General features: G+C 58.5%; 25 protein-coding genes and 1 other annotated feature. Of the genes, 2 read left to right on the top strand and 23 right to left on the bottom strand.

Annotated features, from left to right (window positions below):
• Positions 1–33 precede the first annotated feature (33 nt).
• On the bottom strand, positions 34–1,476 hold the full coding sequence (locus tag D7I37_RS18815; protein WP_129544162.1) for a YdiU family protein: 1,443 nt from the start codon (positions 1,474–1,476) through the stop codon (positions 34–36).
• A gap of 241 nt (positions 1,477–1,717) precedes the next feature.
• Positions 1,718–2,458 (bottom strand): EAL domain-containing protein, encoded by a 741-nt coding sequence (locus D7I37_RS18810; RefSeq protein WP_129544161.1) that lies wholly within the window; start codon positions 2,456–2,458, stop codon positions 1,718–1,720.
• Positions 2,459–2,723: 265 nt separating this feature from the next.
• Between D7I37_RS18810 and D7I37_RS18805 the strand changes: the two genes are divergently transcribed.
• Complete coding sequence (locus D7I37_RS18805) at positions 2,724–2,942, top strand: hypothetical protein (protein ID WP_129544160.1); 219 nt, start codon at positions 2,724–2,726, stop codon at positions 2,940–2,942.
• 52 nt (positions 2,943–2,994) lie between these two features.
• Here D7I37_RS18805 and D7I37_RS18800 read toward each other — a convergent pair whose 3' ends face one another.
• The 13 genes from D7I37_RS18800 to D7I37_RS18740 form a co-directional block, all read right to left on the bottom strand.
• Positions 2,995–4,008 (bottom strand): lipoate--protein ligase A, encoded by a 1,014-nt coding sequence (locus tag D7I37_RS18800; protein ID WP_095100129.1) that lies wholly within the window; start codon positions 4,006–4,008, stop codon positions 2,995–2,997.
• Positions 4,009–4,065: 57 nt separating this feature from the next.
• Positions 4,066–4,530, bottom strand: coding sequence for a C40 family peptidase (locus tag D7I37_RS18795; RefSeq protein WP_061795495.1), 465 nt, complete (start codon positions 4,528–4,530; stop codon positions 4,066–4,068).
• 172 nt (positions 4,531–4,702) lie between these two features.
• Positions 4,703–5,095 (bottom strand): 4-amino-4-deoxy-L-arabinose-phosphoundecaprenol flippase subunit ArnF, encoded by a 393-nt coding sequence (gene arnF, locus D7I37_RS18790; RefSeq protein WP_061795494.1) that lies wholly within the window; start codon positions 5,093–5,095, stop codon positions 4,703–4,705.
• Positions 5,092–5,436 carry a 4-amino-4-deoxy-L-arabinose-phosphoundecaprenol flippase subunit ArnE gene (gene arnE, locus D7I37_RS18785; RefSeq protein WP_095097244.1) on the bottom strand — a complete coding sequence of 115 codons (345 nt, stop codon included), beginning with the start codon at positions 5,434–5,436 and terminating at the stop codon, positions 5,092–5,094. The genes arnF and arnE overlap by 4 nt, the downstream gene beginning before the upstream one ends.
• Positions 5,433–7,097, bottom strand: a complete 1,665-nt coding sequence (gene arnT, locus D7I37_RS18780) for a lipid IV(A) 4-amino-4-deoxy-L-arabinosyltransferase (protein ID WP_129544159.1) — start codon at positions 7,095–7,097, stop codon at positions 5,433–5,435. The genes arnE and arnT overlap by 4 nt, the downstream gene beginning before the upstream one ends.
• Positions 7,094–7,999: a 4-deoxy-4-formamido-L-arabinose-phosphoundecaprenol deformylase gene (gene arnD, locus D7I37_RS18775; protein ID WP_129544158.1), complete on the bottom strand. Its 906-nt coding sequence runs from the start codon at positions 7,997–7,999 to the stop codon at positions 7,094–7,096. Before arnD ends, arnT begins: the two co-directional genes overlap by 4 nt.
• A complete protein-coding gene (gene arnA / locus D7I37_RS18770) occupies positions 7,996–9,978 on the bottom strand; it encodes a bifunctional UDP-4-amino-4-deoxy-L-arabinose formyltransferase/UDP-glucuronic acid oxidase ArnA (protein WP_061795532.1) in 1,983 nt (660 codons plus the stop codon). Before arnA ends, arnD begins: the two co-directional genes overlap by 4 nt.
• Complete coding sequence (arnC, locus tag D7I37_RS18765) at positions 9,978–10,988, bottom strand: undecaprenyl-phosphate 4-deoxy-4-formamido-L-arabinose transferase (protein ID WP_370671108.1); 1,011 nt, start codon at positions 10,986–10,988, stop codon at positions 9,978–9,980. The genes arnA and arnC overlap by 1 nt, the downstream gene beginning before the upstream one ends.
• The gene (gene arnB, locus D7I37_RS18760; protein WP_061795489.1) at positions 10,945–12,099 is read right to left on the bottom strand and encodes a UDP-4-amino-4-deoxy-L-arabinose aminotransferase; all 1,155 of its coding nucleotides are present in this window, start codon (positions 12,097–12,099) and stop codon (positions 10,945–10,947) included. The genes arnC and arnB overlap by 44 nt, the downstream gene beginning before the upstream one ends.
• A gap of 399 nt (positions 12,100–12,498) precedes the next feature.
• On the bottom strand, positions 12,499–13,254 hold the full coding sequence (btuD, locus tag D7I37_RS18755; RefSeq protein ID WP_061795488.1) for a vitamin B12 ABC transporter ATP-binding protein BtuD: 756 nt from the start codon (positions 13,252–13,254) through the stop codon (positions 12,499–12,501).
• A gap of 6 nt (positions 13,255–13,260) precedes the next feature.
• Positions 13,261–13,812 carry a glutathione peroxidase gene (locus D7I37_RS18750; RefSeq protein WP_129544157.1) on the bottom strand — a complete coding sequence of 184 codons (552 nt, stop codon included), beginning with the start codon at positions 13,810–13,812 and terminating at the stop codon, positions 13,261–13,263.
• Between the two features lie 42 nt (positions 13,813–13,854).
• Complete coding sequence (gene btuC, locus D7I37_RS18745) at positions 13,855–14,862, bottom strand: vitamin B12 ABC transporter permease BtuC (protein WP_129544156.1); 1,008 nt, start codon at positions 14,860–14,862, stop codon at positions 13,855–13,857.
• A gap of 175 nt (positions 14,863–15,037) precedes the next feature.
• Positions 15,038–15,481: a DUF2502 domain-containing protein gene (locus D7I37_RS18740; protein WP_061795485.1), complete on the bottom strand. Its 444-nt coding sequence runs from the start codon at positions 15,479–15,481 to the stop codon at positions 15,038–15,040.
• 230 nt (positions 15,482–15,711) lie between these two features.
• On the opposite strand from D7I37_RS18740, the gene D7I37_RS27085 reads away from it, so the two are divergent.
• The gene (locus tag D7I37_RS27085) at positions 15,712–15,861 is read left to right on the top strand and encodes a hypothetical protein (protein ID WP_165283070.1); all 150 of its coding nucleotides are present in this window, start codon (positions 15,712–15,714) and stop codon (positions 15,859–15,861) included.
• 165 nt (positions 15,862–16,026) lie between these two features.
• Here the strand turns inward: D7I37_RS27085 and ihfA are convergent, their stop codons facing one another.
• The 8 genes from ihfA to thrS all read right to left on the bottom strand — a co-directional run bounded on the left by ihfA (position 16,027) and on the right by thrS (position 23,330).
• Entirely contained in the window at positions 16,027–16,323 is a 297-nt protein-coding gene (gene ihfA, locus D7I37_RS18735) for an integration host factor subunit alpha (protein WP_004943604.1), read from the bottom strand.
• Between the two features lie 4 nt (positions 16,324–16,327).
• Positions 16,328–18,715: a phenylalanine--tRNA ligase subunit beta gene (gene pheT, locus D7I37_RS18730; protein WP_061795484.1), complete on the bottom strand. Its 2,388-nt coding sequence runs from the start codon at positions 18,713–18,715 to the stop codon at positions 16,328–16,330.
• A gap of 14 nt (positions 18,716–18,729) precedes the next feature.
• Positions 18,730–19,713, bottom strand: coding sequence for a phenylalanine--tRNA ligase subunit alpha (gene pheS / locus D7I37_RS18725; RefSeq protein ID WP_095097235.1), 984 nt, complete (start codon positions 19,711–19,713; stop codon positions 18,730–18,732).
• Between the two features lie 202 nt (positions 19,714–19,915).
• Positions 19,916–20,040, bottom strand: a sequence feature (Phe leader region).
• Positions 19,990–20,034 carry a pheST operon leader peptide PheM gene (pheM, locus tag D7I37_RS27180; protein WP_152562850.1) on the bottom strand — a complete coding sequence of 15 codons (45 nt, stop codon included), beginning with the start codon at positions 20,032–20,034 and terminating at the stop codon, positions 19,990–19,992. Its footprint overlaps the feature before it by 45 nt.
• Before the next feature lie 111 nt (positions 20,041–20,151).
• Complete coding sequence (gene rplT, locus D7I37_RS18715) at positions 20,152–20,508, bottom strand: 50S ribosomal protein L20 (protein WP_004931417.1); 357 nt, start codon at positions 20,506–20,508, stop codon at positions 20,152–20,154.
• A 42-nt stretch (positions 20,509–20,550) separates the two neighbouring features.
• Positions 20,551–20,748: a 50S ribosomal protein L35 gene (gene rpmI, locus D7I37_RS18710; protein ID WP_004931418.1), complete on the bottom strand. Its 198-nt coding sequence runs from the start codon at positions 20,746–20,748 to the stop codon at positions 20,551–20,553.
• Between the two features lie 98 nt (positions 20,749–20,846).
• Entirely contained in the window at positions 20,847–21,398 is a 552-nt protein-coding gene (gene infC, locus D7I37_RS18705; protein WP_071586675.1) for a translation initiation factor IF-3, read from the bottom strand.
• 3 nt (positions 21,399–21,401) lie between these two features.
• Entirely contained in the window at positions 21,402–23,330 is a 1,929-nt protein-coding gene (gene thrS / locus D7I37_RS18700) for a threonine--tRNA ligase (protein WP_061795482.1), read from the bottom strand.
• Positions 23,331–23,401 lie beyond the last annotated feature (71 nt).

The raw sequence follows: 23,401 nt of genomic DNA, 5'->3' as shown, positions 1-23,401 counted from the left end.
ATTCAAGGGCGCCATTAGGCGCCCTTTTTCATCTCAGCTGGAGCAGGAAATCTCCAGATGCTTGCCCCAGTCCGGCGGCAGCGCGGCGAGATCGTCATATTCAGGCGCGTCGGCGAACGGCGTCAACAGCGCCCGATGCAAACGCGCCAGCCGGCCGACCTCATCCTTTTCAGCGTCTTCAATCGCCTGCTGCGCCAGATAGTTGCGCAGGATCAGGCGCGGGTTCACCGCCTTCATCGATCGTTGCCGATCCGCATCGCTCACCTGCTCCTGTTGCAAACGCTGACGATACTGCCGATACCAGTCGTCGAAGGCCGCGCGATCGATAAACTCATCCCGCAGCGGCGACTGCGCCTGCTGCTGTTCGGTTTCGCTCAGCAGGCGGAAGGTGCGGGTATAATCCCGCCCTTCCTGCGCCATCAGGCTCAGCAATCCGGTAAGCAGGTCGTTATCCTGCGTCGATTGAGTGAAGAAACCGAGCTTGGCGCGCATTTGTTCGCCATAGGCGCGCATCAGCGCCGGTTCGTAGGCCGACAGCGCCTGCTGCAGCTGTTCGGCGGTCATTAGCCCGGACAGCGTTTGCGCCAAACGATGGAGGTTCCACAACGCCACCGCCGGCTGATTGTCAAAGGCATAACGCCCCTGATGGTCGGAATGGTTGCAGATGTAACCCGGCTGGTAGTCATCGAGGAAACCGTAGGGACCGTAATCGAGGGTGATGCCCAGGATCGACATGTTATCGGTATTCATTACGCCATGCGCAAAGCCCACCGTCTGCCACTGCGCCATCAGGCGCGCCGTGCGTTCCACCACCTCGGTGAACCACAACAGGTAGCGTTCGCCCTGATCCTGCAGCTGCGGCCAGTGGCGCGCGATAACGAAATCCGCCAGCTGCCGCACCTGTTCGGGCTGTTGGCGATAATAGAAATGCTCGAAGTGGCCGAAGCGCACGTGGCTTTCCGCCACGCGCATGAGCATCGCGCCGCGTTCAGGCCGCTCGCGGAACACCGGTTGTTCGCTGGTCACCACGGTCAGCGCGCGGGTGGTGGGAATGCCCAGATGGTGCAGCGCCTCAGAGGCCAGGAATTCGCGGATCACCGAACGCAACACCGCGCGGCCATCGCCCATGCGGGAATACGGCGTCAGCCCGGCGCCTTTCAGGTGCCAATCTCTGTGGCTGCCGTCCGCCAACACCTGCTCGCCGAGCAAAATGCCGCGGCCGTCGCCCAATTGCCCCGCCCAAACGCCGAACTGGTGGCCGCTGTAGACCTGCGCCAACGGCTGCATGCCCGGCAGCAGCGTTTCCCCGGCCCAAATGGCGGTTTTATCCTGGGTAAACCAGCTTTCATCCAAACCCAGCTCCCGCGCCAGCGGTTCGCTGTGATACAGCAGGCGCGCGCCCTTCAGCGGCGTTGGGTTTAATGCGGTATAAAAACCGGCTAACTGTTGATGGTAAGCGTTTTCGAACTGCGGCATAGGCCCTCCGTTTCAGCCTAGTGTAGAGCCTGAGCGGCGGGATTAACACAGAGGAAATGCAAGGAGAACGCACCCGCCCGATGCCAGGGCCGATGCGGGAAGATCGGGGGGCACGCCGCGGCTTGCTTGGATGCCTTGCTGCGCCGATTAAAACAATATTTACCCGCGAGAAAGCGAGAATGAATAACAGCGCCGGACCGGCCACCGCCCGGTTCGTTATTTCCCCTGAATGCGGCGTATTTTATCCGTCATGGCGATTGAACTCGCCGGGCGTCGCCCGCAGAGCCGACAGGTTGTCCACGCCCACGCTGGGCCATAAAAAGCCTTGCAGACCAAAAACGCCGGCGTGTCTGAGCTTATTAAAATACTCTTTTTTCTCTATTCCCCCGACGATCACGCCCTTGCACAGCAGGTTGATATTTTTTAACAGCGAGTCGATCACCACGTCATATCCCTGGTGGGTAAACAGCTGCCAGTAAAAACGCTTGTCGATCTTTACATAGTCAAACAGACCGTCGTACAGTGCGGTCAGCGTCGCCTTGCCCGAACCGAAATCGTCCAACCACAGCGTAAACATTTCGCTTAATCGGCTGACGCTCTCATTTTTTTTCCCGGCGGAAAGATTCGGAAAACCCTCACTGATTTCAAACGCAATAAAGGGGCATTGCCAGATGCGCTGGCGCAACCGGGAGTCGGAAAGAATCAATTCAACCACGATTTCTTCAATATTGATGGTCAGCAACACCTGATGCTGGTTAAACCAGGCGGCGTTCTGCTGCGCCAGTATCAATTGCTCATTAAATAACTCAATCCTTTGCTCGGGGCTCAATAAATTAATCCCAATGTCGGCAGGCATGGCCAGGTCGCCGTCCAGGCTATTGAAACGGCTTAACATTTCCACCGCCAGCAGCCTACCCTCCATTGAGTAAACAGGTTGAAAAACATAGCTACTAATAAAGTCAGCGTCGAATTGAATTTTCATTTTAATGCCACAGGCTGAATGGCTAGCTTCTCATCGTATATCAATATATTTTATCGATCAATCCTTCTGGGATTAATCGGAAATATCAATGTAAATACCAATAAGTTATCATTTAATTGATAGTTTAAAGCTATATGAGCTTACTGAAATGCAGTCGGAAAAACAGGCTGGCTTATGGCGATTGACTCACTGCACGCCAGATATTAAAAGATATTTAACTTAAGAGATATAACTTCGCTGAAAATTTGACTTATCGCTGTTGTTTTTGTTAAGAAAAATCCTATTTTGTAAAAACCTCCCTGCCGCCGCGCCGCGCCTTTCGCTGACGGCCCAACGAAAACCGATTAAATTTAATAACGCATCAATTGAGCGTCTTATTCAGCGCATTGAAAAGGCAAAAAAATGCCGCCTTGATTTTTCAGAAATCTGTGCCAAGCCGGATGATGGTTTTTTTCGCCGCCGGCGGCGACATGGCGCCAAATGACAGGCATAAAAAAGGATGAGAATGCTCTCATCCCGCCACGGCAGATAGGAGATTATTTGACGGTCTCGACCAACCATTGCCGCAGTTCGGTCAGCTCAGCCGCCCGCTGCGGGAACGCGGCAATCAGACGATCGCAACAGGCGGCCAGAGCGTCACTGCGATAGGCGCACCCCACCAGCATGTCAGCCAACGCTTGCAGCGGCGCCGGATCCAGACTGTCGGTAAAGATCTGCGCTCGAACCAGCGCGCCTTTCTCGACGTCAAAGAAAATGTCTACGCCGCCCCACACGAAACGCTCATTCAACAAGTGGCTGAAGGCCGGCGCTTTGCCGAAGTTCCATTCCCAGCTGCTCTGCCGGGCAAACTGTGCGGCAAAATCCGGCAGGTCGGGAAACACGTCCGGCGAAATGATCTCGGGTTCGGCGCTGGCGCCATAATGGCTGAAGAAGGCCTGTATGATGGCGTCGCACACCTGCTGATGGCTGATGTCGGGCAGCAAGTCCGCCAGGTTGGCCACCCGCGATCGCACCGAGGTGATGCCCTTGGCCTGCAGCTTTTTCGGATCCGGATTGAGATAATCCGCCAAACGGTCAAGATTGGCGTTCAGCAACAACGTGCCATGATGAAAGCCGCGATCCTGGGTTTCGCGGTAGGCCGAACCCGAGATCTTGCGCGGCCCCTCCGGGGTTGCCATCACCAGATCGTTACGCCCCGAGGCGCTGGCCGTAACCCCCAGCTGCGACAGGGCCTGCAAGATAATCCCGGTCGACACAGACTTGTCGTAGCCCGGTTTGCCGGCCATGAAGGTAAAGCAGGTATTGCCCAGGTCGTGAAATACCGCCCCGCCGCCGCTGCTGCGGCGCGCCAGGCGAACGCCATCCTGCTCCATGCGCCGGGTATTGCATTCTTTCCATGGGTTTTGCGACTGACCGATCACCACCGTTTCGGCATTGCGCCATAAGAACAGGATTTTCTGGCTGGTCATTTCGCGGAAGATGCACTCCTCCACCGCCAGGTTGAACCAGGGGTCGTAAGAGTCGGAAATCAGTAAGCGTAAGGCGGTCATGGCGGTCACCGTTAAAGACGTGATGCCGCCATGATACACCAAATCAACGGGTTAAGGCTAAATGCGCCGCGCCTGCCAGTAAACCCGTTTCCAATAGACGTTATCGAGCGAGGAGCGAATCACCCCGCGGCTGGTCGACGCGTGGATAAACTGATCGTTGGTGTCGTAGATGCCGACGTGCAGGCCGTTTTCGCCGCCGCCGGTTTTGAAGAATACCAGATCGCCCGGCATCAGTTCGTCGCGGGAAACCTTGGTGCCGAGCGAGGTCTGCTCTTCGGTCGAACGCGGCAGCCGCATATCGAAACGATCGCGGAAGGTGCGGTAAACAAAGCCGGAGCAATCGACGCCGCCGCGATCCATGCCGCCGTAACGATAAGGCGTGCCGTACCATTGGCGCAGCTGTTCATTCAGCTGGGCCACCACCACGATAGAATCGGCCAGCTGCCCGCTTGGCGGCGGCGCATGGCTGCTGCAACCGGCAAGGATCAAACTGGCTAATAAAAACCACACTCGCATCCGCATAATATCCCTTCATCGAACCCGTTGCGCATCATGCCGTCCGGTACACCGCACCGACTGCGAGGCAAAGCCGACGCCAGGTAAGGAGAACGCTGTTTGGCGTTAATTTATCTCCCGCGCGGGGAAAAAGGCAAGCGCCATGCAGGAGATAATAGCATTAACGCCGGTTTTGCCCCTATTTTGGCGTTTTTACTGCGGCTTTGCCGTTAATCAGCCACACGCCAAACAAAATGCACAGCGTACCCAATGATTTCAGCAGGGTGGCGGATTCGTTAAACCAGGGCAAGATCACCGCCGCCAGATACACCAGCGCGTAACTGACGCTCAGCAGCGGGTAAGCGCGGTTAAGCGGCAGATAGCGCAGCGCGCAAAACCAGCACAGCATCGACAGCGCGTAGCCGAAGATGCCGCCGCCGACCGCCAGGAGCGGCAGCCAGTAATCCCCCAGCAGCGCGGGGGTGACGTCGGCGAACGACATCAGCGGAATTTGCACCATGCCCCACTTCATCAACAGCTGCGCCAGCGTGACCAGCAGCACGCTGGCCGCGCCCCAGGCATAGCCCCTCACGATTGCACGCTCATCAGCAGGATCCCCAGCATGATTGAGGCGACGCCACACCAATGGCGCGCGGTGGTCGGCTCATTAAACAGCCAGCGCGCCGCCAGCGTCACCAGCACGAAGTTGAGGCTGAGCATCGGATAAGCCAGGCTGAGCGGCAGGCGCTGCAGCACGTTAAGCCATACCGCCATGCCGAGCGCCAGCAGCAGCACCGCCAGCGCCAGCCAACGCAGGGTTACCTTCAACCGCACCGCCGCCGGCAGCCGCCAGCAGCGCGCCGCCTGTTTCTGGCACAGCTGCCCCCCGCAGGTGAGCAGGCTGACCAGGATGATCAGCAGGAAGCCCATCATGGCTGTTGCTGGTACCACACCAGCGCCAGGCGGTTCATCTCAACCACCTTGTCCGCTGCAGGCAGATTTTGCGGCACCCGATCTCCTCGCGACAGCTGCAATACCAATGAAACGTCACCCTGCTTGCGCGCCTGCGCCAGCCACTGCGGGAAGTCGGCGTCGCTGACGAAGCTGCTGCGGGCGTCGACGTAGTCCAGCCCGTAGGCCACTTCGCCCTTCTCGCTGAACATGATCACATCGCTGCGCTTCAGCTCCCAGGCCAATCCGGCCGCCACTCCGGCGCTGTCGGTCAACACAAAGCGGCTGTGCCCCAGTTCGGCCATGTTAACGCGAATAAAGTTCTGCGGCAGCTTGGAATCGATCACCCGCTGCGGAATAGCGTAGCCGATCAGCAAACACAACAGCAGCGGGCAGGCCGCCGCCCAGCGCCAACGTTGCGCCCTGTCGCCCGCGGAGAAAATCGCCAACGCCAACCAGCCGCCGAAAGCGACGAGACCAATCGCGACTTTCGGCCATTCTGCCGCGGTAAACACCTCCGCCTTCGGCAGCAGGCCGGAACCCAACGCCAGCAGCGCCAGCACGCAGATCAGTCCGAACAGCCCATTCAGCACCGCGTTGACCTTGAAGACCTTGCTGCGCAGCGAAGCGGCGTAGTCTTCCGCATAGGCCGCCATCAGCAACGCCAGCGGCGCCATGCACGGCAAGATATAGGTCGGCAGCTTGCCCTTGGCGACGCTGAAGAAAATCAACGGCATCGCGACCCAGCTGAGCAGGAAAAACAGCTCCGGGCGCTGCGCGCGTTCGCGCCACCCCTTCAGCAGCGCGCCAGGCAGCAGCGCCAGCCAGGGCAATACCGCCGCCATCAGAACCGGAATGTAATACCAGAACGGCGCCTTGTGCTGCGCGTTATCTTCGGCGAAGCGCTGAATATGCTCCACCCAGAAGAAGTAGTTCCAGAAGTCCGGCTCGCGCTGGGCGATGGCTATCGCCCACGGCAGGCTGAGCAACACCGCCACCAGGACAGCCAGCGGGCCGAACAGCAACAGCTCCTTGATGCGCCGCTGCTGGATAACGATCGGGATCACCGAGATCACCGGCACCGCCAGCGCCAGAAACCCCTTGGTCATGAAGCCCATGCCGCAGGCCAGCCCCAGCAACACGTAACCGCCCAGCTTGCCCTTGAGCGTGGTGGCCTGCAGCGTCAGGTAATAGCTGGCCATCGCCGCCGTCAGCCACAGCGCGATCATCGGATCCAGCACGCTGTAGGTGCCGATGCTGAACACCAACACCATCGACAGGAAAATCAGCGCCGACAGGCTGGCGCGCCGCGCATTGCGCCACATCAGCATCGCCAGCGCAAATACCAGCAGCGCGCTGACGCCGGTGCTGAATACCGAACCGAAGCGCACCGCAAAGTTGCCTTCGCCGAACAGCCACTGGCTGATGTTATTGAACCAGTAACCGGCGACCGGCTTTTCAAAATAGCGCAGCCCCAGCAGGTGCGGCACCACCCAGTCGCCGCGCTGCAGCATTTCACGGCTGATCTCGGCATAACGGGTTTCATCCGGCTGCCACAGCAGGCGGCCGTTGAGCGGAATCAAATAAACCAGAGCAAAAAAAACGGCCAGCACAATGGCCCATGATCCTTTTAGCGCCTTCATGAATCGTCCTTCACATCGGTTTGACAACCCAGCCAACCCTCGCGGCCGGGGAAAGGAGCGCGCTCGATGCGGCCCAACGGCAATGACGCCAAATCCTGCGGCAGCAATTCACTCAGCGGGCAGAATTCGATGCCCTGCCGCTGCGCCCGCTGCAATAGCCGTTCAAACATCGCCGCCTGCGACATCCCCTCCACCTCGGTATGAATGGTGTAGACCGGCACGCCGCGATCGTTTTCGATCGCGCGCAGGATGTAGTCGTTGAAATCGGCCATGCTGACCTCGCTGCCGATCACTTCGTCAAAAGTGGGCAGCGTGACGGGAATTTGCACCGTGCCCAGCCGATTGTCGCTCAGCAGCGGCCTGAACGGGTGGGTGCCGCGGCAATCGCTGTTGTAATGAAAGCCGAAGCGCTGCTTCACCTCCAGTACCCGCGTATCGGCCCGCCATCCCGCCGCCGCGGAGCATTTGACCGGCTGGCCGATGCAGGCGCTCAGGGCATCGACGCCCAGTTGAACCTGCCGCGTCAGCTGCGCCTGGGACCAACGGCCGACCTTGGCCTGCCAGCCCTGGTGGTCCCAGGCGTGCAGCCCCACTTCGTGGCCGGCTTCGGCGGTGCGCTTCATCAAAGGCCCCAGCGCGCGCGCAATATTGCGGCCCGGCCAGGCGGTGCCGGCCAACAGGATGTCCCAGCCATACAGCGAAGCGGCGTTCGAGCGCAGCATTTTCCACAGAAATTTCGGACGCAAAAGGCGCCAAAGATGGCGCCCCATATTGTCCGGTCCCACGCTGAAGAAGAAGCTGGCCTGAATGTCGTACTTCTCAAACAGATCCAGCAACTGCGGCACCCCTGCCCGGGTGCCGCTGAAGGTATCTACATCAACCCGCAGACCGACCTTCTTCATGCACCCTTACCTTCCTGAACGGTAGTGCGCAGGAAATAATCCAGCGTATCGGCGACGGTTTGCTTCATCTCGATCGTCGGCTGCCAGCCCAGCAGGCGGCGGGCGTTTTTGATGCTCGGCGTGCGGTGCTCAACGTCCTGATAGCCTTTGCCGTAGTAGCTGCTGCTTTCCACATCCTTGAAGCCGGCGAACGGCGGGAAGCGATCGCGCAGCGGGTGGTCGTTGAAGCTGGCCAGCAGCATTTCGGCCAGTTCGCGGATGCTCGCTTCGTTGGTCGGGTTGCCGATATTGACTATCTGGCCGTCGCACAGGCCGTCGCGGTTTTCGATAATGCGGAACAGCGCCTCAATGCCGTCGTTGATGTCGGTGAAGCAGCGTTTTTGCGCCCCGCCGTCCATCAGCTTGATCGGCGAGCCTTCCACCAGATTGAGGATCAACTGGGTGATGGCGCGCGAGGAGCCGATGCGCGCGGCGTCCAGGTTGTCCAGGCGCGGGCCCATCCAATTGAACGGCCGGAACAGCGTGAACTTCAGCCCCTCTTTGGCGCCGTAGGCCCAGATCACCCGATCCAGCAGCTGCTTGGAAACCGAATAGATCCAACGCTGCTTGTTGATTGGCCCGACGATCAGGCGCGAGTGGTCCTCGTCGAACTCTTTGTCGTCGCACATGCCGTACACTTCGGAGGTGGACGGGAAGATGATGCGCTTGTTGTACTTCACGCAGTCGCGGACGATTTTCAGGTTCTCTTCGAAGTCCAGTTCGAACACCCGCAGCGGGTTGCGGGTGTATTCGATCGGCGTGGCGATCGCCACCAGCGGCAGCACCACGTCGCACTTCTTGATGTGATACTCGATCCACTCGGAGTGGATGCTGATATCCCCTTCCACAAAGTGGAAGCGCGGGTTATCGAGGAAGCGGCTGATGGCGTCGGAACCGATGTCCAGACCGTAAATATCGTAACGGTCGTCCCGCAGCAGGCGCTCGGTCAGGTGGTTGCCGATAAAGCCGTTAACCCCCAGGATCAGCACGCGGGTGCGGCGCTGCAGCACCGCGTTCGGCTTGGCCGCCAGCCGCACGTCGGTGACGATGCCCATTTCCTGCGCCAACCGGCTACCCTGAACGTACAGGCCGCTTTCGTTCTGGCCGGAGACGATTTCCAGCGCCCCTTCGCCGCAGGCGATGACCAACGGAGAGGTGCTCAGCACGGTGCCCGGCAGTTTGTCGTGCCGGACATCCAGCGCGCGGGAACGCCAGACGATCAGCTTGCGCTGGCCAAGGTAGCTGAACGCGCCCGGATAAGGTTCGGTGACCGCGCGCACCAGATTGTTGATCTCGCGGGCGGATTTATGCCACAGGATCTCGCCGTCGGCCGGAGTGCGGCGGCCGAAATAGCTGGCCTCGGCTTCGTTTTGCGCGGTGAAGGTCGCCGTGCCGTTTTTCAGCTTCGGCAACGCGTTTTTCAGCAGGCCCTGGGCGGCCTCCAGCACTTTCTTGTGCAGCGTCAGCGCGGTGTCATCCTCGGCGATCGCCACCTTGCGCTGCTCGACAATATCGCCGGCGTCAGGGCGCCTGACCATTTTATGCAGCGTGGCGCCGGTTTCGGTTTCGCCGTTGACCAACGCCCAGTTTATCGGCGCGCGCCCGCGATAATGCGGCAACAGGGAGCCGTGCAGGTTGAATCCGCCCTGCGGCGCCAGCGACAAAATTTCATCGCTCAGCATATTGCGGTAGTAGAAAGAGAAAATGACGTCCGGCTGCAGTTGGCGAATGCGCTCGGCCCACAGCGGGTGATTCACGTCTTCGGGAGCGTAGACCGGCAGATCCAGCTCTGCGCCCAGCCGCGCCACGGAGGAGAAGAAGTTGTTTTCACCAGGATCGTCGGTATGCGTGAACACCGCCTGCACGTCATAACCCGCTTCAGTCAGCGCTTTCAGACCTGCGCAGCCAATATCATGGTAAGCAAATACAATAGCTTTCATCATTCTTCTTCCTGAGTATTGTGGGTCTGCTGTTCGCCGACCACTTTCTGAACAAAATAACGGGGACGAGCGCGCACGTCGGTGTAGATACGGCCGATGTATTCCCCCAGCAGGCCCAGGCCGACAAACTGGGCGCCGATGAAGGTGAACAGCACCGCGAACAGGGTGAACACCCCGCCCGCCGCCCATTCAGGCCCGAGGATCAGACGCAGCGCAATCAGCACCAGCGCCAGTACGAACCCGGAAAGCGCCACCACGCTGCCGACGACGCTGAGCAAGCGCAGCGGCGTGGTGGTCAGGCAGGTAATCAGGTCGTACATCAGGTTGATCAGTTTCATCAGGCTGTATTTGGAATCGCCAAACTCGCGTTCGGCGTGGCGCACGTCAATTTCTGTGGTACGTCTGGCGAAGGTGTTCGCCAGGATCGGAATAAAGGTGCTGCGTTCATGGCAGTGCAGCATCGCCTCGACGATGTGGCGGCGATAGGCGCGCAGCATGCAGCCGTAGTCCCCCATCGACTTGCCGGTGGCGCGCTGGATCATCATGTTGATCACCCGGGAAGCGCTTTTGCGGAACCAGGAATCCTGGCGGTTGGCGCGTACGGTACCGACCACGTCATAGCCTTCCTCCGCCACGCTGACCAGCCGCGGGATCTCTTCCGGCGGGTTTTGCAGGTCGGCATCCAGCGTGATGACCAGATCGCCGCTCACCTGGTTGAAACCGGCCATGATCGCCGAGTGCTGCCCATAGTTGCGGTTCAACAGCACGGCGATCACGTGGCTGCCCGGCCGTTCCGCGGCGGCGGTCAGCATCTCGGCGGAATCGTCGCTGCTGCCGTCGTCGACCAGGATGATTTCATAGGGTTGAGCCAGCTGTTTGCAAGCGGCGGTGGTGCGTTCAAGCAAGGCAGGCAAACTTTCCTGCTCGTTGTAGACCGGGATCACCACCGACACTTTTTTTATCGGTTCAATGCGAGGCACGTAACGACTCCACGACAGAAGACAAGGCATTGACCACGCGATCGACATCGGCGTCGGTCATATCAGGGAATAAGGGCAAGGTGCACAGACGCGCCGAGTTCCATTCGGTGTTGGGCAGCGACAGTTGCGGATAACGCTCGCGGTAGAATTTCTGGGTATGCGCGGCACGGAAATGCAGACCGGTGCCGATGCCCAGCGCTTTCAGGCGCTCCATCAGCTGGTCGCGGTCGATGCCGCAGCGCTCTGCGTCGACGCGCACCATAAACAGGTGCCAGGCGTGATCGTGCGGATAATCCGGCAGCCCCAGCGGCTGGAACGGCGAGCCTGCGAGCGCGTTCAAATAACGCTGCGCCAGCGCCTGCCGGCGGGCATTCAGCTGCGGCAACCGCGCCAGCTGCACCACGGCTATCGCCGCATGAATATCTGAGAGGTTGTATTTGTAGCCCGGCTCCACCACCTCAGCCTGCGGCCTGCGCCCCAGCTGCTGGCGATCGAAAGCGTCCACCGCCAGGCCGTGAAACTTCAGACAGCGCACGCGCTCCGCCAACGCGTCGTCGTCGGTGGCGATCAGGCCGCCTTCGGCGCAGGTCAGGTTCTTGATCGCGTGAAAAGAGAAAATCGCCGTGCCGCGCGCCCCTACCCATTCGCCGTTGAAACGGGCACCCACCGCATGGGCGGCGTCCTCGATCAGCGGCAGTTGGTGCCGGGCGGCCACCTCGCGCAGCGCATCCATCTGCAGCGGCGCGCCGGCATAGTGCACGGGAACAATGGCTTTGGTTTTTGGCGTAATCGCAGCTTCCACCTCGGCGGCGCTGACCATCAAGGTTTCACGGTCGACGTCGATCATTACCGGCGTGGCACCGAGCAGCACGATCATGTTGAGGGTGGAGACCCAGGTTTGCGAGGGGGTGATGACCTCATCGCCAGGCCCGATGCCCAGCGCCATCAGGGTGATGTGCATGCCGGCGGTAGCGGAACAGACGGCGATGGCGTGCTTGCAGCCGAAGGTAGAACAAAATTCGCTTTCCAGCCGCTGATTCTGCGGCCCGGTGGTGATCCAGCCGGAGCGCAGCACCTTTTCAACCGCCGCGATTTCTTCATCGCCGATCGCCGGGCGAGAGAAAGGTAAAAATTGATCCATAGTTAACCCCAAACGTATCGAACTTCTTTTAACGACACTGTAAAACTCTTTCATTTAACGAATATTAAACGCCAGAGAGAATCGTTCCCGATGGATTAACTGCCAATGTACGGCCGCAAGCTTAACTAAACCTTAAGACGATAGTTATTATCCGTTGGATAATCGGATAGGAGGGAGCCAGCATAATTAATTATAAATTATTAACAAAATCAAATAACTATAAATATTAACAATTATTTTCTTATTTTGTTTACAGTAAGAAAAGCCTAGCACGCCAGCGACGGTTTTCAAGAAAAAGCGGGAGGAAAGGGATAAAACGGAATAATAGCCGGTCATTATCCGGCTATTTATATCAACTACGTTTAATTTTCGTTTAGGCTGCATTGCGCTGACGCGGCCTTATGCCGTTCGGGTCATGATCCAGCGCTGGTCCCCTACCGCCTGCAGGTGGAAATCCACGTCATAAATCCGTGAAAGCAGCGTCGGCTCCATCACTTCGCCGGTGGGGCCTTCCGCCACCAGCCGGCCGGCATGCAGCAGCCACACGCGATCGGCCTGCTGCAGGGTATGGTTCAGATCGTGGGCGCACACCAGCGCGCTGCGCCCGCTTTGGCAAAACTCCCGCAGCAGGCGATCCAGCGCCACCTTTTGCGCCACGTCCAGGCTGTTGGTCGGCTCGTCCAGCAGCAGCAGTTTGCTGTGCGGATTAACGCTCGGCCACACCTGCAGCAGCACCGCAGCCAGCCGCACCCGCTGCCATTCGCCGCCGGACAGCTGGGTCAGCATGCGCGGCAGTTTGTCCAGCAGCTTGAAGCGCCGGCAAAGATAAAGGATCGCGTGCTCCAGCGCCGCCTCCGCCGCGCCTGCGGGCTGATGCAGCGCCAAATACTGAAACACCGGCATCAGCGCCACCGGCGGCTGCTGTTGGCTCAGGTAGGCCCGATGCAGCGCCAGATCCTTCCCCTGATAGCCGGGCAGCGCTTGCCCGGCCAAGGTTATTTCGCCCACCCCCGGCAGCATGCCCGCCAGGCGCGCCAACAGCGTGCTCTTGCCGGCGCCGTTCGGGCCGATCAGATGCACCTGCACCCCGGCGCCCACCTGCGCCGAAAAAGGCGCCAAACGCCCCGTTACCCCAACCTGAACCAGCTGCAGCATGTCAGATTACCCGGCCAGCGCCTGTTTTACCGCCGCCACCAGCGCCGGATCTTCCGGCGTCGTATCCGGTGAGAAACGCTGGATCACCGTGCCGTCGCGGGCGATCAGGAATTTTTCGAAGTTCCACAGGATATCGCCGGTTTGCTTCGGCGCGCGCCCTTTGCTGGTCATGCGCGCCAGGAACTCGCTGCCCTCCGGCGCCTGCGCATGCGGCTGCGCGGCAACCAACGCCTGATACAGCGGGTGGCGGTTTTCGCCGTTCACCTCAATCTTGGCGAACATCGGGAACTGCACGCCGAAGGTGCCGCGGCAAAACGCCAGGATCTCTTCATTGCTGCCTGGCTCTTGCCCCAGAAACTCGTTGGAAGGGAAACCCAACACTTCAAATCCCTGCGCGCGGTAGGTTTCGTACAGCGCTTCCAGCCCCTCGTACTGTTTGGTCAGGCCGCATTCAGAGGCGACGTTGACCACCAGCAGCACCGAGCCACGGTAGGCTTCCAGCGTGGCGTTTTGATTCTCGATGGTTTGCAACGGCAGGCTATAAATTGACTGGCTCATCAGATCTCATCCTATGGTTTTATTGGCAGGTGAAACGAAAAACTACCTTACGCTTTTTACCCGGATCAGTAACCAGATAAATAGCGGCGCCCCCAGCGTGGCGGTCACCACGCCGATCGGCAACTCGGCCGACAGCAACGTAATGCGCGCGATCACGTCCGCCGCCAGCAGCACCCCGGCGCCGGCCAACGCGCAGCCCGGCAGCAGATAACGTTGGTCGGTCAGCCCGCTGAGGCGCAGCATATGCGGGATCACCAGCCCGACAAAGCCGATCACCCCGGCCAGCGCCACGCTGACGCCGACCAGCCAGCCGATCGCCAGCACCAGCAGGTTGCGCCACAGGTGCAGCGAAAGCCCGAGCTGACGCGCCTGGGTCTCGCCCAGCGCCATAAAATTCAGCGCGCGCCCCTGGCAACACAGCCACAGCAGCACCGGCAGCAGCGCCAGCACCAGCCATTTCTGCCGCCAGTCGACGCCGCCAAAACCGCCCATCATCCAGTACATCAGCTGGCGCAGATCCAGGCTGGAGCTGAAATACACCGCCCAGGTCATCACCGCGCTGCACACGATGCCCAGCGCCACGCCGACCAACAGCAGGCGGGCATTGGTCAAACGCCGCCGGCGGGCAAAGCCGAGCAGCATAAAGGTCATCAGCAAGGCCCCGGCGATCGCGCTCAGGCTCATCAGCGCCGCCGGCAACAGGCCATTGCCCAGCAGCACCGTCAGCACCAGCGCCACCCCCGCGCCGTTCGCCACGCCCAACAGGCCGGGCTCCGCCAACGGGTTCTCAAACAGCGCCTGCATCACCGCTCCGGCCACCGCCAGGCTGGCCCCCACCAGCATCACCGCCAGCGCGCGCGGAAAACGCAGTTGCCAGACAAACAGCTGCGCCCGATCGCTGAACCATTGCGACGGCCAGATCCAATGATCGCCGGCGCTGAGGCTGAAAACGAAGGCCACGGCCACGCCCAGCGTCAACAGCGACAGATGGCGTTTATCGCGATGGCGCTGACGATGCAGCAATAAGGTAAAGGTCTGGCTGGTAGGCATAGGCGCGGCGATCCCCTGCAGGCCGTGGCAGCGGCCGGATAATTAACGTCTGGGTCGAATATTAGGGGGTTAACGCCGGAAGGGAAAGTATTGCGTACGCAACAGCGCAGGAAAACGGCGGCCGGCCCTGCCCGTCACCGCCAAGTGATGGCAAAACCCGCCGCCGTGCGGTCAATTAACGGCGCGGGCCGTCGTTGTTTTGCGGATAAGGCTGGCCTTTGCCATGGCCGTTGTCGTTCCCCCGGCCGCCATTGCCGCGATCGTTGTCGTTGCCGCGATCGTCACGGCGATGATCATTGTCGCGACGATCGCCATCGCCGTGGAACGGGTTGCCGCCGCGATCCGGCGCCCGATGCTCATAACCGCGCGGTGCGGAGTGCTGCCAGCGGCCGCCGTCCCAATACATGCCGCGCTCGTTGCGCTCCCCGAGGCCGCGCCCCTGGTGAGCGTGCCACCACTGCGGCGGCCGCCAGTCGTAGCCGTCCCAGTAATAGCCGCGCCGGTCTTGGTCGCCCAGATGCAGCGAAACGCCCGGTACGTTGATATCGATAGAGACATCGGCCTGTGCCGCCATCGGCAGCAGCAGCGGTAAACACACCAGCAACAGGATTTTTTTCATTTTGCGCTCTCACTTTATTTTCTCGCTGGAGTGGTTATATCAGCGCGATTATTTGTCGCCTATCTCACCGATGCCTATTTTCAGATCGTTTTCGGCGTCCTTACGCAATCCATACACTCTTTTTTTTGCCTGTTAATTATTATGAGCGCTACCACGCTTAATCCATATCTGACGTACCGCAACCGCGCGGCTATTTATCATTAAGCTGACGCCACCAAAGAGGCATTATTATGATTAAACGCATTGGGCCGTTGCTGACCCTGGTGGTGCCGAGCTCAGCGCCTGCTGCTTTGGCCCTCACGGGGGCGGTGGGCACCGCGGCTGCGGACCGGGGCATTATTACCATCATGGCTGAAGCGGAAAATAATCACCTCAATTGAAAAACCATTTAATATAAGAACATTCCGTAATCATCATTCGTTTTATTTCCTTAACGCGAGATCGGCTTCCGCATTTAATCCCGCAGCGGCTAATTAGGAATAAACTGAATTTTTAGCCACCAAAGAAAAAGGCCGCAAAAGCGGCCTTTTTGGGTTTCACGTTGCTTACTCTTTCGGACTGGCGTTCTCCACCCGACTTTTCAGCTTTTGACCTGGACGGAAGGTGACCACGCGGCGCGCCGTAATCGGAATGTCTTCGCCGGTCTTCGGGTTACGCCCCGGACGTTGGTTCTTGTCACGCAGATCAAAGTTGCCAAAACCTGACAGTTTTACCTGTTCGCCGTTCTCAAGAGCCCGACGGACCTCTTCGAAAAACAGTTCCACCAGGTCTTTGGCATCCCGTTTGCTAAGCCCAAGCTTTTCAAACAGGTGTTCTGACATTTCAGCTTTAGTAAGCGCCATAGGTTCAATCCCTCAAGGATGCTTGGAATCGCTGTTTTAAAGCCTCTACGCATTTTGCAACGGTAGCGGCTATCTCCTCTTCTTCCAGTGTACGAGCGGTATCCTGCAATACCAGACTGATAGCCAGGCTCTTATAACCCTCTGCCACGCCCTTGCCACGGTACACATCAAACAAGTTTACGCCAACTACCTGATTTGCGCCAACTTTCTTACACTCTGCCAAAATATCTGCTGCAGCGACGTTTTCAGCCACTACCACAGCGATATCGCGGCGGTTTGCCGGGAAGCGAGAAATCTCCCGCGCCTGAGGCACGGCGCGGCTTGCGACCTTGTTCCACTCCAGTTCGAACACCAGGGTGCGGCCGTTAAGATCCAGTTTACGCTCAAGTTCCGGATGAACCACACCGATGAAACCTACGCGTTCGCCGTGCAAATAAATCGCCGCACTTTGCCCCGGGTGCAATGCCGGATTGGCTTCCGCCCGGAACTGAATTTCGGATAATTTACCGGTCAGTTCGAGAACGGATTCCAGATCCCCTTTTAAATCATAGAAGTCGACCGGCTTGCGCGCCAGATCCCAGTGTTCATCATGCGTATGGCCGGCGATGACGCCCGCCAGCATGACATCCTGACGGATCCCCAGATTCGCCGCAGTATCAGGCACAAAGCGCAGGCCGCTTTCGAACAGGCGCAGGCGGGTTTGCTGGCGGTTCTGGTTATACACCACCGCAGACAGCAGACCGGTCCACAGCGACAGGCGCATGGCCGACATTTCCACCGAAATAGGGCTTGGCAAAATCAGCGCTTCTTCGCCCGGGTGCAGCAACGCCTGCACTTTAGGATCGACAAAGCTGTAGGTGATGGCTTCCTGGAAGCCGTGATCGACCAGCAGGGTTTTCACGCGCTTCAGCGTCAGGTCGGCCTCGCGGTGCTTGGTCATCACCAGATCGGCGCGTACCGGCACGTCGGGAATATTGTTGTAGCCGTAAACGCGCGCCACCTCTTCCACCAGGTCTTCTTCGATTTCCATATCGAAACGCCAGCTCGGCGCGACCGCCAGCCAGTTGTCGCCCTGTTCGGTGACCTGGCAACCCAGGCGGCGCAAAATGTCGCTGACCTGCTCGCTCGGCACCACGTGGCCAATCAGGCGATCCAGCTTCTCGCGGCGCAGCTGGATGGTGGCGCGCTTCGGCAGCTCATTTTCATGAGTCACGTCGATCACCGGGCCGGCCTGGCCGCCGCAGATGTCGATCAGCAGGCGCGTCGCGCGTTCCATCGCCTGGTACTGCAGCGCCGGATCCACGCCGCGCTCGTAGCGGTGAGAGGCGTCGGTGTGCAGACCCTGGCGGCGCGCGCGGCCGGTGATCGACAGCGGGCTGAAGAAGGCGCATTCCAGCAATACGTCCTGCGTCTCGTCGTTCACCCCGGAGTGCTCGCCACCGAAGATGCCGCCCATCGCCAACGCTTTTCGATGATCGGCGATCACTAGGGTATCGGCGCTCAGCTTGGCTTCGTTGCCGTCCAGCAGCGTCAGGGTTTCCCCTTCTTCCGCCATGCGCACCACGATGCCGCCTTCGATGCGGTTCAGGTCAAAGGCGTGCATCGGCTGGCCAAGTTCCAGCAGCACGTAGTTGGTGACGTCAACCACCGCATCGATGGAGCGAATGCCGCAGCGACGCAGTTTTTCGCGCATCCACAGCGGGCTGGCGGCTTTGACGTTAATGCCTTTCACCACGCGGCCGAGGTAACGCGGGCACGCCTGCGGCGCGTCGACGCGGATCGGCAGCGTGGCGTCGGTGGTGGCGGCAACCGGGCTCATGTCCGGCGCGGTCAGCGCCACCTGGTTCAGTACGCCCACGTCGCGCGCGACGCCGATAATGCCCAGGCAGTCTGCGCGGTTCGGCGTTACGCTGATTTCGATGGTGTTGTCGTTCAGCTGCAGATAGTCGCGAATATCGCTACCGATAGGCGCATCCTGCGGCAGCTCGATAATGCCGTCGTGATCGTCGGAAATACCCAGCTCGGAGAACGAGCACAGCATGCCTTCGGAAGGCTCGCCGCGCAGCTTGGCCGCCTTGATTTTAAAGTCGCCCGGCAGTACCGCGCCCACGGTCGCCACCGCCACTTTCAGGCCGGCGCGGCAGTTAGGCGCGCCGCAGACGATGTCCAGCAGGCGGTCGCCGCCGACGTTGACCTTGGTCACGCGCAGTTTGTCGGCGTTCGGGTGCTGGCCGCACTCGACCACTTCGCCCACCACCACGCCGTTAAAGGCGCCGGCGACCGGCTCCACGCCGTCCACTTCCAGGCCGGCCATGGTGATTTGATCGGATAATGCTTCGCTGCCGATGGCCGGGTTTACCCACTCGCGCAACCAGAGTTCACTGAATTTCATGTGATATTCCCGCCTTACTTAAACTGTTTGAGGAAACGCAGATCGTTTTCGAAGAACGCGCGCAGGTCAGTGACGCCGTAACGCAGCATCGTCAGGCGCTCCATGCCCATGCCGAAAGCAAAGCCGGAGTAGATTTCCGGGTCGATGCCAACGTTGCGCAGAACGTTCGGGTGAACCATGCCGCAGCCCAGAACTTCCAGCCACTTGCCGTTTTTACCCATGACGTCCACTTCTGCCGAAGGCTCGGTAAACGGGAAGTAAGACGGGCGGAAGCGAACCTGCAAATCTTCTTCAAAGAAGTTGTTCAGGAAATCGTGCAGCGTGCCCTTCAGGTTGGTGAAGCTGATGTCTTTATCGACGATCAGGCCTTCCATCTGGTGGAACATCGGGGTGTGAGTCTGATCGTAGTCGTTGCGATAGACGCGGCCCGGCGCAATGATGCGGATCGGCGGCTGCTGGTTCTTCATGGTGCGGATCTGCACGCCGGAGGTCTGGGTGCGCAGCAGGCGCGTGGCGTCGAACCAGAAGGTATCGTGATCGGCGCGCGCCGGGTGGTGCCCGGGGATATTCAGCGCGTCGAAGTTATGATAATCGTCTTCGATTTCCGGGCCGGTCGCCACGGAGAAGCCCAGCTCGCCGAAGAAGGTTTCGATGCGATCGATGGTGCGGGTCACCGGATGCAGCCCACCGTTTTCCATACGGCGGCCCGGCAGAGACACGTCGATGGTCTCGGCAGCCAGGCGTTCGTTCAGCGCTGCGGTTTCCAGCGCGTTTTTACGCGCGTTCAGCGCATCCTGCACCGCCTGCTTCGCCTGGTTGATCACCGCGCCGGCCGCCGGGCGATCTTCCGCCGGCACGTCACGCAGAGACTGCATCTGCAAGGTGAAATGACCTTTCTTGCCTAAATATTCGACGCGTACCAAATCCAACGCGGCAACATCCTGGGCATCTTCTACGGCTGCCTTGGCATTGGCAACCAGCTCTGCGAGATGTGGCATTGCTTTCCTCTTCCTTTGGCCGATATGGCCCTAAGTAATGACTGATAATTTATGTTATCTGGCCTAAATCATACCCACAGGATTTCAAGCTACAGCCAGGCGGCAAGTGGGCGAATCCCCGGGAGCTTAGATAGCTAAGTGACCGGGGTGAACACACGCGGCCAACGCCGCTGTAGTTTGAAAGACAAAGGGTATGACCAAAAACAAAAAAGCCTCCACAGGGGAGGCTTAGGCGCTACTTTTCGTTTCTTTTCTTACGCGCAAAGCCTCCTGAAATCAGGCGCTAAAGTAAAAAAAGAAACGAAAAATAGCAGCGTACATGGTTGCGTTACCTTGTCGATGATTGTCTACCAGTGATATAGCGGCAGGCAATAAAAGTCAATATTGGTGGCTGAAAACAAAGATTAAAAGAGGGAGCAAGCTCCCTCTTCCACTGACTTACGCCAGAGCTGCTTTCGCTTTCTCGACCAGTGCGCCGAAGGCCACTTTGTCGAAGACTGCGATGTCAGCCAGGATCTTACGGTCAATTTCAATAGAGGCTTTTTTCAGGCCGTTAATGAATTTGCTGTAAGACAGACCGTTCTGACGAGCAGCTGCGTTGATACGTGCAATCCACAGCTGACGGAACTGACGCTTACGTTGACGACGGTCACGGTAAGCATACTGGCCTGCTTTGATTACTGCCTGGAAGGCAACACGATATACGCGCGAACGGGCACCGTAGTAGCCTTTCGCCTGCTTCATAATTTTCTTGTGACGTGCGCGTGCAATTACACCACGTTTTACGCGAGCCATATGCTCTCTCCTAAAGTCTTATTCTAGATTCAAAAAAATGGCTTATGCGTACGGCAGGCACGCGGTAACCAGGACCAGATCGTTTTTAGACACCATGCCTTTCGGACGCAGGTGACGTTTACGCTTGGTTGCTTTTTTGGTCAGAATATGACGCAGGTTAGCATGTTTACGCTTAAAACCACCGCTGCCGGTTTTTTTGAAGCGTTTGGCTGCACCACGTACAGTTTTAATCTTTGGCATTTTAATTAAATCCACTTCGCATTGTTAAACAACGAATCAGTTGGGCGAATAAAACCCACACAACGCAGGCGTTGCGCGGGTTCGATTACTTGGAAGCCTTACTGTTTCTTCTTCGGTGCGAGCACCATGATCATCTGACGGCCTTCGATCTTCGTAGGGAAGGATTCGACAACGGCCAGATCAGAATCTTCGCACAGGTCTTTACGGACGCGGTTAAGCACTTCCATACCGATCTGTTGGTGCGCCATTTCACGCCCGCGGAAACGCAGGGTGATTTTGGCTTTATCGCCATCTTCCAGAAAGCGAATCAGGTTGCGTAGTTTGACCTGATAGTCGCCATCATCGGTGCCAGGACGGAATTTGATTTCCTTGACCTGAATAACTTTTTGCTTCTTCTTCTGTTCTTTGGTCGACTTGCTCTTCTCGTAGAGGAATTTGCCGTAATCCATGATTCGGCAAACTGGCGGTTCGGCATTTGGGCTGATTTCTACTAAATCAACACCCGCTTCCTCAGCTTTTTCAAGAGCTTCATTCAGACTGACAATACCAATCTGCTCGCCATCGACGCCGGTTAGGCGAACTTCTTGCGCGCGAATTTCTCTGTTAATGCGATTAGGACGCGCCGGTTGAACTCGTTTTCCGCCTTTAATACTTTATTCCTCCAGTTGATGAAGACTACGGCTGCGGATCTCTTTCAGCAGCTTGTCTACGACTTCGTTTACGTCCAGGCTTCCCAGGTCTTTGCCACGGCGGGTACGAACGGCAACTTTGCCTGCTTCGACCTCTTTATCACCGCACACCAACATGTAAGGGACTCGACGTAAAGTATGTTCGCGAATTTTAAAGCCAATCTTCTCATTTCTCAAGTCCGCTTTGACGCGAATACCTGCATCCTGCAATTTTTTGGTCAATTGCTGGACGTAATCAGACTGGCTGTCGGTGATATTCATCACCACCACCTGCACCGGAGCAATCCAGGTCGGGTAGAACCCGGCGTATTCTTCGGTAAGGATACCGATGAAACGTTCCATGGAGCCCAAAATGGCGCGGTGAATCATTACCGGCACTACGCGATCGTTGTTTTCGCCAACATACGACGCGCCTAAACGGCCCGGCAAGAAGAAATCGAGCTGCACGGTACCACATTGCCATGCGCGATCCAAACAATCATGCAGGGTAAATTCAATTTTTGGTCCGTAGAAGGCGCCCTCACCCGGCTGATATTCAAACGGAATACCGTTTTCAGTCAGCGCGGCGGCCAGGTCCTCTTCCGCACGAGTCCACATATCGTCAGTGCCGATGCGCTTCTCAGGGCGGGTAGACAGCTTCACCGCAATCTTGTCGAAACCGAAGGTGCCATACACATCATAGACCATGCGGATGCATTCGTTCACTTCGGCGCGCACCTGCTCTTCGGTACAGAAGATGTGGGCGTCGTCCTGAGTGAAGCCGCGCACGCGCATCAAACCGTGCAGGGAACCCGATGGCTCGTTGCGGTGGCAGCTGCCGAATTCGCCCATGCGCAGCGGCAAATCACGGTACGACTTCAGGCCCTGATTGAAGATCTGCACGTGGCCCGGGCAGTTCATCGGCTTGATGCAGTACTCGCGGTTTTCCGACGAGGTGGTGAACATGGCGTCTTTGTAGTTTTCCCAGTGGCCGGTTTTTTCCCACAGCACCCGGTCCATCATGAACGGCCCTTTCACTTCCTGGTACTGGTACTCTTTGAGCTTCATGCGCACAAAGGCTTCCAGCTCGCGGAAAATGGTCCAGCCGTCGTTGTGCCAGAACACCATGCCCGGCGCTTCTTCCTGCATATGGTACAGGTCGAGCTGCTTGCCGATCTTGCGGTGGTCGCGCTTGGCCGCTTCTTCCAGACGCTGCAGATAGGCGTTCAGCTGCTTCTTGTCTGCCCAGGCGGTGCCGTAGATGCGCTGCAGCATTTTATTTTTGCTGTCGCCGCGCCAGTAAGCGCCGGAGGTTTTCTGCAGCTTGAAATGATGGCAGAAACGCATGTTCGGCACGTGCGGGCCGCGGCACATGTCGACGTATTCTTCGTGGTGATACAGGCCAGGACGGTCGTCATGGCTGATGTTCTCATCCAGGATCGCCACCTTGTAGCTTTCGCCACGCGCGGCGAAGGTGTCGCGGGCTTCTTGCCAGCTGACCTTCTTCTTGATGACGTCGTAATCCTTGTCGGCCAACTCATGCATCCGCTTTTCCAGCAGATCCAGGTCTTCCTGCGTCAGGGTGCGGTCGATGTCGACGTCGTAGTAGAAACCGTTGTCGATCACCGGGCCGATGGCCATTTTGGTGTCCGGCCACAGCTGTTTGATGGCGTGCCCCAACAGGTGCGCGCAAGAGTGGCGCATGATTTCCAGGCCTTCGGCGTCTTTGATGGTCACGATCGCCAACTGCGCATCGGATTCAATCAGATCGCCGGCGTCGACCAGCTCGCCGTTGACGCGCCCGGCAATGCAGGCTTTCGCCAGGCCAGGGCCGATGTCGCGGGCAACGTCCAGAGGGGAAACGGGGCTTTCGAAATGACGCTGACTTCCGTCAGGAAGAGTAATAACGGGCATTAATAATTCCTTATCTACAGTGGTGACCCACACGACAGATCACATGCAGTACGAAAATTGATTTTGGATTT

This window comes from Serratia sp. 1D1416, assembly GCF_003641105.1.
In the GTDB taxonomy this organism is placed as follows: Bacteria; Pseudomonadota; Gammaproteobacteria; order Enterobacterales; family Enterobacteriaceae; genus Serratia; species Serratia ficaria.
Note: the sequence above shows the minus strand (reverse complement) of the source record. Positions and strands in the feature narration are given on the sequence as shown.

What these genes read in the sequence shown, in the direction of transcription:
- D7I37_RS18815 (WP_129544162.1), bottom strand. Translation starts at nt 1,476, where the DNA reads ATGCCGCAGTTCGAAAACGCTTACCATCAACAGTTAGCCGGTTTTTAT.
- D7I37_RS18810 (WP_129544161.1), bottom strand. Translation starts at nt 2,458, where the DNA reads ATGAAAATTCAATTCGACGCTGACTTTATTAGTAGCTATGTTTTTCAA.
- D7I37_RS18800 (WP_095100129.1), bottom strand. Translation starts at nt 4,008, where the DNA reads ATGACCGCCTTACGCTTACTGATTTCCGACTCTTACGACCCCTGGTTC.
- D7I37_RS18795 (WP_061795495.1), bottom strand. Translation starts at nt 4,530, where the DNA reads ATGCGGATGCGAGTGTGGTTTTTATTAGCCAGTTTGATCCTTGCCGGT.
- arnE (WP_095097244.1), bottom strand. Translation starts at nt 5,436, where the DNA reads ATGATGGGCTTCCTGCTGATCATCCTGGTCAGCCTGCTCACCTGCGGG.
- arnT (WP_129544159.1), bottom strand. Translation starts at nt 7,097, where the DNA reads ATGAAGGCGCTAAAAGGATCATGGGCCATTGTGCTGGCCGTTTTTTTT.
- arnD (WP_129544158.1), bottom strand. Translation starts at nt 7,999, where the DNA reads ATGAAGAAGGTCGGTCTGCGGGTTGATGTAGATACCTTCAGCGGCACC.
- arnA (WP_061795532.1), bottom strand. Translation starts at nt 9,978, where the DNA reads ATGAAAGCTATTGTATTTGCTTACCATGATATTGGCTGCGCAGGTCTG.
- arnC (WP_370671108.1), bottom strand. Translation starts at nt 10,988, where the DNA reads ATGCCTTGTCTTCTGTCGTGGAGTCGTTACGTGCCTCGCATTGAACCG.
- arnB (WP_061795489.1), bottom strand. Translation starts at nt 12,099, where the DNA reads ATGGATCAATTTTTACCTTTCTCTCGCCCGGCGATCGGCGATGAAGAA.
- btuD (WP_061795488.1), bottom strand. Translation starts at nt 13,254, where the DNA reads ATGCTGCAGCTGGTTCAGGTTGGGGTAACGGGGCGTTTGGCGCCTTTT.
- D7I37_RS18750 (WP_129544157.1), bottom strand. Translation starts at nt 13,812, where the DNA reads ATGAGCCAGTCAATTTATAGCCTGCCGTTGCAAACCATCGAGAATCAA.
- btuC (WP_129544156.1), bottom strand. Translation starts at nt 14,862, where the DNA reads ATGCCTACCAGCCAGACCTTTACCTTATTGCTGCATCGTCAGCGCCAT.
- D7I37_RS18740 (WP_061795485.1), bottom strand. Translation starts at nt 15,481, where the DNA reads ATGAAAAAAATCCTGTTGCTGGTGTGTTTACCGCTGCTGCTGCCGATG.
- D7I37_RS27085 (WP_165283070.1), top strand. Translation starts at nt 15,712, where the DNA reads ATGATTAAACGCATTGGGCCGTTGCTGACCCTGGTGGTGCCGAGCTCA.
- ihfA (WP_004943604.1), bottom strand. Translation starts at nt 16,323, where the DNA reads ATGGCGCTTACTAAAGCTGAAATGTCAGAACACCTGTTTGAAAAGCTT.
- pheT (WP_061795484.1), bottom strand. Translation starts at nt 18,715, where the DNA reads ATGAAATTCAGTGAACTCTGGTTGCGCGAGTGGGTAAACCCGGCCATC.
- pheS (WP_095097235.1), bottom strand. Translation starts at nt 19,713, where the DNA reads ATGCCACATCTCGCAGAGCTGGTTGCCAATGCCAAGGCAGCCGTAGAA.
- rplT (WP_004931417.1), bottom strand. Translation starts at nt 20,508, where the DNA reads ATGGCTCGCGTAAAACGTGGTGTAATTGCACGCGCACGTCACAAGAAA.
- rpmI (WP_004931418.1), bottom strand. Translation starts at nt 20,748, where the DNA reads ATGCCAAAGATTAAAACTGTACGTGGTGCAGCCAAACGCTTCAAAAAA.
- thrS (WP_061795482.1), bottom strand. Translation starts at nt 23,330, where the DNA reads ATGCCCGTTATTACTCTTCCTGACGGAAGTCAGCGTCATTTCGAAAGC.